At 69.8% G+C, this 11,117-nt stretch carries 10 protein-coding genes; 5 read left to right on the top strand and 5 right to left on the bottom strand.

Annotation, left to right across the window (positions count from 1 at the left end; translation table 11 throughout):
* Positions 1–284: 284 nt before the first annotated feature.
* From DDF67_RS06015 to DDF67_RS06000, 4 genes are all read right to left on the bottom strand, one after another.
* On the bottom strand, positions 285–1,244 hold the full coding sequence (locus DDF67_RS06015; protein WP_233247559.1) for a FecR family protein: 960 nt from the start codon (positions 1,242–1,244) through the stop codon (positions 285–287).
* Entirely contained in the window at positions 1,241–1,834 is a 594-nt protein-coding gene (locus tag DDF67_RS06010; protein ID WP_109100018.1) for an RNA polymerase sigma factor, read from the bottom strand. Before DDF67_RS06010 ends, DDF67_RS06015 begins: the two co-directional genes overlap by 4 nt.
* Positions 1,835–2,043: 209 nt before the next feature.
* On the bottom strand, positions 2,044–3,477 hold the full coding sequence (locus DDF67_RS06005) for a UdgX family uracil-DNA binding protein (protein WP_109100017.1): 1,434 nt from the start codon (positions 3,475–3,477) through the stop codon (positions 2,044–2,046).
* Complete coding sequence (locus DDF67_RS06000; RefSeq protein ID WP_109100016.1) at positions 3,477–4,697, bottom strand: putative DNA modification/repair radical SAM protein; 1,221 nt, start codon at positions 4,695–4,697, stop codon at positions 3,477–3,479. The genes DDF67_RS06005 and DDF67_RS06000 overlap by 1 nt, the downstream gene beginning before the upstream one ends.
* A gap of 111 nt (positions 4,698–4,808) precedes the next feature.
* Between DDF67_RS06000 and DDF67_RS05995 the strand changes: the two genes are divergently transcribed.
* Complete coding sequence (locus tag DDF67_RS05995) at positions 4,809–5,096, top strand: hypothetical protein (RefSeq protein WP_199229170.1); 288 nt, start codon at positions 4,809–4,811, stop codon at positions 5,094–5,096.
* A gap of 104 nt (positions 5,097–5,200) precedes the next feature.
* On the opposite strand, the gene DDF67_RS05990 is transcribed toward DDF67_RS05995, so the two are convergent.
* Complete coding sequence (locus DDF67_RS05990) at positions 5,201–6,148, bottom strand: cation diffusion facilitator family transporter (RefSeq protein WP_109100015.1); 948 nt, start codon at positions 6,146–6,148, stop codon at positions 5,201–5,203.
* 138 nt (positions 6,149–6,286) lie between these two features.
* Here DDF67_RS05990 and DDF67_RS05985 point away from each other — a divergent pair, with 138 nt between their 5' ends.
* The 4 genes from DDF67_RS05985 to DDF67_RS25485 all read left to right on the top strand — a co-directional run bounded on the left by DDF67_RS05985 (position 6,287) and on the right by DDF67_RS25485 (position 10,967).
* Complete coding sequence (locus tag DDF67_RS05985; RefSeq protein ID WP_109100014.1) at positions 6,287–7,225, top strand: DUF808 domain-containing protein; 939 nt, start codon at positions 6,287–6,289, stop codon at positions 7,223–7,225.
* Between the two features lie 10 nt (positions 7,226–7,235).
* Entirely contained in the window at positions 7,236–8,627 is a 1,392-nt protein-coding gene (locus tag DDF67_RS05980) for a DUF6880 family protein (protein ID WP_109100013.1), read from the top strand.
* Positions 8,628–8,728: 101 nt separating this feature from the next.
* The gene (locus DDF67_RS05975) at positions 8,729–10,690 is read left to right on the top strand and encodes a putative bifunctional diguanylate cyclase/phosphodiesterase (RefSeq protein WP_109100012.1); all 1,962 of its coding nucleotides are present in this window, start codon (positions 8,729–8,731) and stop codon (positions 10,688–10,690) included.
* A gap of 139 nt (positions 10,691–10,829) precedes the next feature.
* Positions 10,830–10,967 carry a hypothetical protein gene (locus tag DDF67_RS25485; RefSeq protein WP_158278003.1) on the top strand — a complete coding sequence of 46 codons (138 nt, stop codon included), beginning with the start codon at positions 10,830–10,832 and terminating at the stop codon, positions 10,965–10,967.
* Positions 10,968–11,117: the final 150 nt, after the last annotated feature.

Raw genomic sequence — 11,117 nt, 5'->3', positions numbered from 1 at the left:
ACCCTCTCCCGCCTTCCCGATACGCGCCTTGCGGCCCCGCTCGATGCGGTCCTCGCCACGCTTGGGCCGGTACCAAGAGCCCTCCCCATGGCGGGGACGGCTTTGATTATGCACTGGGGCTGAGCGCGTCTGATAAGTTTGGGTGAGAAAGTTGCAAGGGTTTGAGTTCGTTCGGTTCTTTGACGAACTCGCCGTGGATGGAGCAACGTCTATCCCCGTTAGGCCCGCTTTCGCGGGGATTTTACGGGAGGAGGAAAACGGCCGACGCGGCGGAGCCCGCCTGTCTACCCCTTCCGGGCCAGCCGGATCACGCCGTCCTCGCCTTCGCTGACCCGCACCGGGAAGGTGTGGGTCACGGCGGTGACGAAGGCCATGGGTTCGGTGCTCTGGAAGTAGCCGGCCAGGCGCAGGTCGGCGATCGAGGGGTCGGCGATGCGCACCTTGCGGCGGTTGTAGCGGTTGAACTCGGCCACGGCCTGGCTCAGCGACTGGCCGTTCAGGGCGATGGCGCCTTGCCGCCAGGCCAGGGCCCGGTCCATCTCGGCGTCCGACAGCGGCTGGGCGTGGCTGCCCGTAGGGCCATAGACCATGGCCGTGCCGGCCGCGATCTTCGTCTGCCTGGCTGGACCTTTGCCATCGGGCTCCACCTCGACCGCGCCGCGGCGCACGGTGACGGAGGCGTTCTCGGCGCCCAGGCGCACCGACAGCTCGCCAGCGGCGGTCTCGATGCGGGAGTCGCGGGCCTTGACCACGAAGGGGCGCCTGTCGGCGGCGGCCTCGAACAGGGCCTCGCCCTTGACCAGCTTCACCTCGCGCACGCCGCCGCGATAGCTGACCACGACCTTGCTGTCGGTGTTGAGCTCGATGCGGCTGTTGTCGGCCAGGACCACGACCCGGCGCTCGCCGATATCGGTGGCGTAGGCGGTCGAGGCCGTGGCGGTCATCACCCCGGTCCCGACCACGCCGGCCACGGCGGCCACGGCGGCCATCAGCGTCCAGGGCGAGCGGCGGTCGAAGATGCGGCGCGGCGTCTCATCGGGCGCGAACAGGTCGGCGTCCGGCTTGGCGTGTCCCGGCTTGAAGGCGCGCAGGCGCTCGGTCCGCTCCCAGGCGGCGTGGGCGCGTTCGAAGGCGGCCTCGTTCTCGAAGCTCTCGGCGCGCCAGGCCTCGAAGGCCGCGCGCGTATCATCCGCGCAGGCGGGATCGGACAGCCGCACCGCCCATTCGGCGGCGGCCGCTCTCACCGCTTCGCGTCGCGATCCCGCTTCCCGGCCCATGAACGCCCTTCGTCGATACGCACTGGCTGGGTCGCGCCCGCGCGGCCCAGCTTTTCGGAACAATAGCGAAGCCCCTTGATCAGGTGCTTCTCCACCGTTGAGACGGACAGACCCATGCGGACCGCTATCTCGCCCGGCGACAGGCTATAAACTTTCCGAAGGGTGAATACACGCCGACATTGTGTCGGCAGTTCCGATATCGCTTCGCGCAGCTGGCGCAGCTCGTCGCGCGACACCAGCGTGGCCTCGGGGCCGGGGGTCTCGTCCATGCCGCCGATCAGCTCGAAGTCGGCGACGGCGGTGATGGTCAGGACCTTGCGGCGGCGCAGGCCGTCGAAGGCCACGTTGCGCAGGGTGCGCGAGGCGAAGGCGGCGGGGTTGGCGATCTCGCGCCAGGTCTTGCAGGCGATAACGCGGGTGAAGGCGTCGTGGACCAGATCCTCCGGATCGGTCTCGCCGTCGCGGCAGAACTTTCGCGCGTAGGCCAGAAGCCTGGGCTCCAGGGGCAGGATCTCCCTCCGGAACCAGGCGCGCCGCTCTTCGTCGTCTGCTGTCATCGCCCTCTTCCCCGGCCGGGAACCAACCCCGGCAGCGCCGTCGTGGCAAGAGGCGAACGGGCGCCCGGGCGGCGGGGAAGGCTTATGCGCCCGGTTCCGGCGTCAAGTATTACGAGGCGGGGCAAGGGATTGCGCGCCAACGGACGTCGCCGAAAGTTTGAGCAGATTTTTTGCGCGGACCGCTCGTCAGGCGAGCGTGCTTGCTCGCTTCAGTCGATCAGTCTTGCAAGCTCGCCCGCAAGGCGCAGATCCTCGACGAATTCGGCCCGCGCCCGCTCGCGTGCGTCGGCGTCGGGCAGGCGCAGCAGGAAGGAGGGGTGATAGGTCACCACCGCCTGGCCTTGATCCGGCAGTTGCAGCGGCCGGCCGCGATTGGCGGCGATGGGGGTGGCCTTGCCCATCACCGCATGGGCCGCGGTGGCGCCCAGGGCGACGATCACCCGGGGCCGCACCAGCCGCCGCTCGGCGTCCAGCCACCAGCGGCAGGCCTGCACCTCGCCGCGGTCAGGGGTCTTGTGGATGCGGCGCTTGCCGCGAGGCTCGTGCTTGAAGTGTTTCACGGCGTTGGTGATGAAGGTGCGATCGCGTGGGACGCCGGCTTCCTCCAGGGCCTGGTTGAACACCTGGCCGGCGGGGCCGACGAACGGGCGGCCCGCCAGATCCTCCTGGTCGCCCGGCTGTTCGCCGACGAACATCAGCGGCGCATGGGCCGCGCCTTCTCCCGCCACGCCTTGCGTCGCATCGCGCCAGAGGTCGCAGCGCCGGCAGACCTGTACGGCGGCCGCCACTTCGTCGAGGCTGGTGGGGACGTCGCCGTTGTAGGAGCCGTCGCGGGCCTGGCGCAGGGCGGCCTTCAGCACGCGGTCGGGGGCGGGGGAGGGGGATGCGGCGACCATGGCGGCGGCGCGCTCCTGGGCGGTTTCGATCAGTTGAGGAATGAGACGGGCCTCGGGAAGGTTGCGCCAGTACCGCTTGGGCATTTCCTGGCGCATCATCCTCTCGTTCAGGCGCGCCGGGTTGAAGATCGAGGCGTAGTAGGTGCGCCACAGCTCCTCCTGGGCGTCTTCCGAGGGCGCCTCGGCCGGATCGGCGCCGTCCGACACCTTCAGGCTCGCGCCGTCCCAGGCCACGCAGGCGTCGGGCGTCAGGATCGTCCAGGTCATGTTGGTGAAGCGGCGCGCGAAGAACGGCGCGGCGGCCTCGGTGACGCGATGGGCCGGTTCGAACCAGGCCGCGTAGGTTTCCGGATCGGTCTCGACGAGGCGAAAGCGCACGAAGGCGTGCATCTTGTGGATCGCCCGGCCGACCGCCTTGGCCATGTCGCGGGCCTTGGCCACGTCGGGATCGGCCGGATTGTCGATCAGCCGGGGCTCGCGCTCCAGCCGCCACAGCAGGCGATAGAGCAGGGAAAGGCGCTCGCTGGACCGGTGCAGCACCACCGACCGCGCCAGCTCGACGAAGGCCGGCGGCACGGTGAAGGCGCGGGCGGCGGGCGCAGGCTTTTCGATCGGCGCGGCCTCGAACAGGTCGCGCTCGACCGTCCAGATCACGGTCTCGGGCGAAACGCCTTCGGCGCGCAGATCGCGAGCCGCCCTGCGCCAGCCGTCGAAGTCGATCTCGGAGGAGAGGCGCACCACCCGCATCAGAACAGGCTCAGCTGGGCCGGTTCGACCAGGCGGGCTTTCAGGTGTTCGCCGTCGGTGGCCATGCCCGGCGTCCAGCCCTCGGCGACGACGAACGCCCTGGCCCGCTTGACCACCGCGCCCACGCGCCTGAGGTCGTCGATGGTCAGCCGCGCCTGTCTGCGGGCCAGCAGGATGCGGTCGACCGCCTTGGCTCCCAGGCCCGGTACGCGCAGCAGGGTCTCGCGGTCGGCCAGGTTGATGTCGACCGGAAACCTGTCGCGATGGCGCAGGGCCCAGGCGGTCTTGGGATCGACCGAGAGGTCGAGGTCCTCGCCCTCGCCGATGATCTCGGGCTGGGCGAAGCCGTAGAACCGCATCAGCCAGTCGGCCTGGTAGAGGCGGTGCTCGCGCAGCAGCGGGGGGCGGGCCGAGGGCAGGCGGTGACTGGCGTCCGGGATCGGGCTGAAGGCCGAATAGTAGACGCGGCTGAGGCGATAGGCGCCGTAAAGCGAGGCGCTGCGGGCCAGGATGTCGCCGTCCTTCGCCGCGTCGGCGCCGACGATCAGCTGGGTCGACTGGCTGCGGGCGAAGGTCTTGCGGGCGGCCTTGCGGGCCGGCTCGGCGCGCTCGTCGATGGCCAGCCGCATGCGGCCCATGGCCCGCTTGATGTCGCCGACGTCCTTCTCGGGGGCCAGGGACTTCAGGCTGTCGTCGCGCGGCAGTTCGATGTTGATCGACACCCGGTCGGCATAGAGCCCGGCCTCGGCGGCGAGCTCCGGCGACGCCTCGGGGATCAGCTTGAGATGGATATAGCCCCGGAAGTCGTGCTCCAGCCGCAAGGACTTCGCAATCCGGACCATCTCCTCCATCGTGTAGTCGCCGTTGCGGATCACGCCCGACGACAGGAACAGGCCCTCGATGTAGTTGCGCTTGTAGAAGTTGAGGGTGAGGTCGACGACCTCCTTTACCGAAAACCGCGCCCGGAGCGTGTTCGACGATACCCGGTTGATGCAGTAGGCGCAGTCGTAGATGCAGAAGTTGGTCAGCAGGATTTTCAGCAGGCTGATGCAGCGGCCGTCGGGGGCGTAGGCGTGGCAGATGCCCATGCCCTCGGTGGAGCCTACGCCCTTGCCGCCCACGGAGTCGCGCTTCTCCCCGCCCGATGAGGCGCAGGAGGCGTCGTACTTGGCGGCGTCGGCGAGGATGGCGAGCTTGCGGCGGATATCGAGAACGGCCATTCGCACGGTCTATAGTTCTTCTTTTGTTCCGTCGAGTTTCCCGATGTCGCACCCGGCGCGGAACCGCTCCTGGGCCTCGCGCGATCCCCTTGCGGAAAAGGGAGTTTCGCCATGGCGCGCCGCAAGGATGACTGGCCCTCGACGCTGATGGACGCCTGGGCCCTGGGCCTGGAGGCTTCCACCGTCATCGGCCTGCGGACCATGGTCCTGGCCGGCGGCGGCGCGAAGGCCCAGGCCGAGGCGGTGCGCATGACCACCGAAAAGATGGCGGCCGCCGCCGACATCGGCCTGAAGTTCTGGACCGGCGGCCTGCCGCAGGCGCCGGACGCGGCGACCCGGGCGGTGGTGAAGCACTACCGCGCCAAGGTGCGCGCCAATCGCAAGCGGCTGGCGCGATAGGGGGGCCTTGCGCACGTCGCCGGAGACGCCGTCCCCAGTCGATGATCGTCACGGTCTGGAACCTGGCGATCGCCGGCGGCGGGCAGGGTTCCGGAACCAGGCGTTCATTGCCGGGCGAGCCGCCGCGCATAGGCCTCGCGCGCCCGGCCCGAGCGCACGAACACCCGGGTGATGCGCCTGTCGACGCCCTGGATCAGGTCGGCGAAGTGGTCGCTGGCGGCTTCGATGTCGGCGGCGGTCAGGTGGTCCTGGAAGTCGAGGGTGACGCCCAGCAGGATCTCCTGAGGCCCCAGGTGCATGCTCAGCACCTCGGCGACGCTGTCGATGCGCGGGTCGGCTTCCAGGACCTGGCGCACCTGGGCGACGATGCGCGGGGAGGCGGCCTCGCCGGTCAGCAGGCTGCGGGTCTCGTTGGCCAGGAAGACGGCGACGACGACCAGCAGCACGCCGATCGCCACCGAGGCCGCGCCGTCGGCCCAGGGCAGGCCCAGAACCGCTCCGGCCACGCCCAGGGCGGCGATGGCCAGCCCCGCCAGGGCCGCGCCGTCTTCCAGCAGCACCGCGAAGATCGACGGGTCCTTGCTGCGGCGGATGGCGGCAAAGAACGGGGCGTCGCCGCGCAGGGTCTTGAACTCGCGCAGGGCCACCAGGAACGAGCCGCCCTCGAAGACCGCCGCCAGGCCCAGAACGACGAAGTTGATCCAGGGCCGGTCGATGGCCTCGGGGCTGCGGATCTTGATGATCCCCTCGTAGATCGAGAAGGCGCCGCCCAGGGCGAAGATCATCAACGCCACCACGAACGACCAGAAATAGACCTCCATGCCGTAGCCGAACGGGTGGCTGGCGCTGGGCTTCTTGCGGGCGCGGGCCAGGCCCAGCAGCAGCAGGCCCTGGTTGCCGGTGTCGACGCTGGAGTGGATGGCCTCGGTCAGCATCGCCGACGAGCCGGTCAGGGCGAAGGCGATGAACTTGGTCGCGGCGATGGCCAGGTTGCCGGCCAGGGCCGCGTAGACGACGACATGGGCGCTGCTTCTGTTCGCGGTCGAGGCCATGGCGCAGCAACGCGGCCTTGGCGCGCGCGTTCCTCCCACGATCGCCGTTCGCGCCCTTTACCCGCGAGCGGCGAGCCCTTACGCAGGGCGCTCTTCATCAGGCCGCGCTGGGCGGCCGAATCCACGCAAGGTCCTTTCATGCCCTCGGGTCTCGTCGCGCTTCTGGATGACGTCGCCGGCATCGCCAAGATCGCCGCCGCCTCGGTGGACGACATCGGCGCGGCCGCCGGCAAGGCGGGCACCAAGGCCGTGGGCGTTGTCGTCGACGACGCCGCCGTAACCCCCGGCTACGCCATGGGCTTCACGCCCGACCGCGAGTTGCCGATCGTCGCCAAGATCGCCGTCGGTTCGCTACGCAACAAGCTGCTGTTCCTGCTGCCGGGCGCGCTGCTGCTCAGCGCCTTCGCGCCCTGGGCGGTGACGCCGATCCTGATGCTGGGCGGCGCCTATCTGGCCTTCGAGGCCACCGAGAAGATCATTGAGATGTTCGTCCCCCACGGGGACGAGGTCGAGACCGAAGACCTGGCCCTCAGCGGTCCCGAGCTTGAAAAGCAGAAGGTCGCCGGCGCCATCCGCACCGACCTGATCCTGTCGGCCGAGATCATGGCCATCGCCCTGGCCGACGTCAGCGGCATGTCGCTGCCGATCCAGGCCGCCGCCCTGGCCCTGGTCGGCGTGGTCATCACCATCCTGGTCTATGGCGTCGTCGCGCTGATCGTGAAGATGGACGATATCGGCCTGCACATGGCCAAGAGCCCGCGCGCCCCGACCCAGAAGTTCGGCCGCGGCCTGGTCAAGGCCATGCCCGTGGTCATGAGCAGCCTGGCCTATATCGGCACCGCGGCCATGCTGTGGGTCGGCGGCGGCATCATCGTCCACGGCCTGCACCACTTCCACCTGACGCCGATCCCCGCCTGGGTCGAGGGCGCGCAGCACTGGGCCGGCCAGGTTCCGGCCATCGGTCCGGTCACCGGCTGGCTGGCCATGGCCATCGGCTCGGCTGTCGTCGGACTGGTGGTCGGCGGCGTCATCGCCGGCGTGCTGCACTTCATTCCGCGCAAGAAGGCGGCTCACTAGGAGAGGGCGGTTGGCCGAACCCAAGCCCAAGGCCGCTCCCAAGGCGGCCAAGAAGGCCGCGCCGCGCAAGTCGGTCAACGCGGCCAATCTCGCGCACCTGGGCCCGGAGGCCCTGGCGGCCCTGCTGATCGAGGTCGCCGACGGCCACGCCTCGATCAAGCGCCGCCTGAAGCTGGCTTTGCTGGGCGAGGTGGGGGCGGCCGACCTCGCCGCCGAGATCGACAAGCGCATCGACGCCATCGCCGGCAGCGGCGCGCGCATCAACTGGCGCAAGTTCAAGGACTTCGTCCGCGATCTGGACGCCCACCGCGCCGCCGCCGGCGGCAAGCTGGGTGAGCTGGACCCTGACATCGCCGTGCCGGTGCTGGTGCGGCTGGTGCGGGTGTCCGAAGACCTGGAAGGCCGGATCAAGGACCCCAAGGGCGAACTGGCGGCCGTGTTCGACCAGGCCGTGGCCGACGTCGCGCGCCTGTCGCCCAAGGCCCTGACGCTGGACAGCCGCTATCTGGCCGACTCGCTGCTGGCCTTCGTCACAGAGGCCTCGACCAAACTGTCGGTCGACCTGCTGCGGGCCGCGGCCCCGGCCCTGGCCGGCGACGCGGTGACCGTGCTGCGGGCCAAGGTGCGCGAGCGCCTGGCCGCCCAGCGCCGTCCCGATCCTCGCCTGCGCGCCGCCGCCCAGGTGCTGGCCGACCTGGAAGGCGACGTCGAGGGCTTCGCGGCCCTGTTCACCGAGTCCCAGCAGGTGCTGCCGCCGATCGGGGCGCAGATCGCCCGCCGCCATCTGGCCGTGGGTCAGGTGGCCCAGGCCCTGGCCGCCCTCGACCGCTCGGCGCCGGGCGCGAGCCTGGCCGAGCAGGCCGACCCCGGCGCCGTCGCCTGGAGCCAGGCCCGCATCGCCGCGCTGGAGGCTTCGGGGGAGGCGCTGGAAGCCCAGGCCATGCGCTGGGCCGGCTTCAAGGCCACCCTGTCGGTCGAGGGCTTGCGGGCCTTCCTCAAGGGCCTGCCCGACTTCGAGGACGTCGAGGCCGAGGATCAGGCGCTGGCCTACGCCCAGACCTATCCCGACCCGTTCAAGGCCCTGGCCTTCCTGACCGCCTGGCCCTCCGCCGCCGGCGCGGCCAGGCTCGTGATGGAGCGCGGCCCGGCCCTGCACGGCGACCGGCCCGATGTGCTGGAGCCCGCCGCCCGCCTGCTGGAGCACCGCTATCCGCTGGCCGCCACCGTGCTGCTGCGGGCCATGGTCGACGACGTGGTGCGTTTCGGCCGGGCCGATCGCTACTGCGACGCCAATCGCTGGCTGCTGGAGGCCGAGTCCCTCGTCCCGAGCCTGCCCGACGAGGCGGCCATCGACGACCACGCCGTCTGGGCCAGGCGCGTGGCGGGCTATCGACGACTGTAACAAATGACGTGCGGCTTAGCGCCGCGCGCCCGCGCAAGTCGCTGATAAGCAAGCATTAAAGGTGATGGGCGCACGAACGGCCTCTATCCGAAGCCGCCGCGATGCCCCGTTTGTCCTGGTTCCGACCCGCTCCGCCCACGCCCGAACTTCTGAAAGCCCAGGTCCGCGCCTTCTCGCGCCAGGTGCCGATGATGTACGCGCTGGTGCTGGTCAACACGATCGCGCTCTCGGCCACCCACCTGCACAGCAGCCCGCCGCTGCTGACGCTGGGGTTTCCGGGGCTGCTGGGCGTGATCAGCCTGGCGCGGCTGGTGATCTGGTGGCGCGCGCAGAAGACCGCCATCGATCACGCGGCCGCCCGGCGGCTGCTGCGCCAGACCCTGGTCTTCGCCGGCGTGCTGGGCTGCGGCTTCACCTTCTGGGCCTTTGCGCTGTTCCCCTACGGCGACGCCTTCGGCAAGGCGCACGTGGTGTTCTACATGGCCATCACGGCCATCGGCTGCGTGTTCTGCATGATGCACATGCGGGCGGCGGCCCTGCTGCTGACCGCCATCGTCGTGGGGCCGATCACGGTCTTCCTGCTGGTCAGCGGCAATCCCGTCCTCTCGGCCATCGGCTTCAACATGGCGCTGGTGGCGGTGACCATGCTGGTCATCCTGCTGATCTCGTACCGCGACTTTTCGAACCTGGTGGAGTCCCAGCGCGGGCTCCAGGAGCGCCAGGCCGAGATCCAGAGCCTCAGCGACGACTATCTGCGCCTGGCCAATCTCGACGTCCTGACGGGCCTGCCCAATCGCCGCCAGTTCTTCGCCCGCCTGCAGCGGGTGACCGACGCGGCCGCCGCCTCGGGCGCGCGCTTCGCCGTAGGGGTCATCGACCTGGACGGCTTCAAGCCGGTCAACGACGCCTATGGCCACGCGATCGGCGACAGGGTGCTGGTCGAGGCCGGCGACCGGCTCAGCCGCGACCATGGTCAGCCGCTGTTCGTGGCCCGCCTGGGCGGCGACGAGTACGGCCTGATCATCGAGGGCGACCTCGACGCCGACGCCCTGCAAGCCCTGGGCGCGGATCTCTGCGCGGCCCTGCGCGAGCCCTACAGCTTCCCGGGCGTGACCGCCCAGGTCTCCGGCTCGGTGGGCTTTGCGGTCTATCCGCAGGCGGCGACCGCGCCGAACCTGCTCTACGAGCGCGCCGACTACGCCCTCTATCACGCCAAGCAGAACGTGCGCGGCGCGGCGGTGGTGTTCTCGGCCGACCACGAGACGGCCATCAAGGCCTCGGGCATGATCGAGCAGGCCCTGCGCCATGCCGACATGGACGCCGAGTTCAGTCTGGCCTTCCAGCCGCTGGTCGACATTCGCGAGGGGCGCACCGTCGGCTTCGAGGCCCTGGCCCGCTGGACCAGCCCGACCCTGGGCGTGGTGTCGCCGGGCGATTTCGTGCCGGTGGCCGAGCGTTCCGGCCTGATCGCGGCCATGTCGCCGGTGCTGCTGTCCTGGGCGCTGAAGGCGGCGGCGTCCTGGCCAGGCGACGTGCGCCTGTCGTTCAACCTGTCGGCCCGCGATATCGCCTCGCCCGAGCAGATCGCCCGCATCGTGGCGATCATCGAGCAGAGCAGGGTCGCGCCCGAGCGCATCGACCTGGAGATCACCGAGACGGCGGTCATGCGCGACTTCGACCAGGCCGCCCGCTCGCTGGCCACGCTGAAGGCGCTGGGCGTGCGCATCGCGCTCGACGACTTCGGGGCCGGCTATTCCAGCCTCAGCTACGTGCACCGCCTGCCGATCGACAAGCTGAAGATCGACGGCAGCTTCATGCGCGGCCTCGAAGCGGCCGACAAGCGCCGGGCCATCGTCAAGACCATCCTCGACCTCTGCCGCAACCTCGGCCTCGACTGCGTGGTCGAGGGCGTCGAGGCGCCCGAACAACTGGTGCTGCTGCAGCCGCTGGGCTGCCGCGTGGTGCAGGGCTTCCTGTTCGCGCGGCCGATGCCGGGCGAGGCGGTGGCGGGCTATCTGGCGGGCGAGCGGGGCGAGGGCGCCGCGCTGAGGTCGGCGGGGTAGGGGGCGCTTGATCCCTTTCTCCATCAGAGAGGGACTTTGCGCGTAACGCCGATCCGCGAAATCGTACCCTTTTTCTCAAACTGAGTAGCGCCGCCTGCGAACCTGTGATTGCATCGTCAAAAAACAGGGTGGAAACAACATGCAGATGGCTCAATGGCCGGCGCTGATCGTACTGGCGCTCAGCGTCATCGTGTGGGGCGGCATCATTCTCTATCGTGGAAGGCGCGACGGCCCGCAGACGGCCGAGGAAGATCTCGACCCGGTTTCGGGCGATTGAGACCTCCGTGGCTTCCGGTGAACTGACCTGAAGATTTCAGCTAGCTGTCGAAGCTATGAAGGTTGTTCACCCGGGGCGGTGCTGAGAGGCTGGGGTTGCGAAGCGCCAAACTCTAGCCCGGAGGCCCCGGATGAACGTGCATGAGAATGC

Source organism: Caulobacter endophyticus (assembly GCF_003116815.1).
Lineage (GTDB): Bacteria > Pseudomonadota > Alphaproteobacteria > Caulobacterales > Caulobacteraceae > Caulobacter > Caulobacter endophyticus.
Note: the sequence above shows the minus strand (reverse complement) of the source record. Positions and strands in the feature narration are given on the sequence as shown.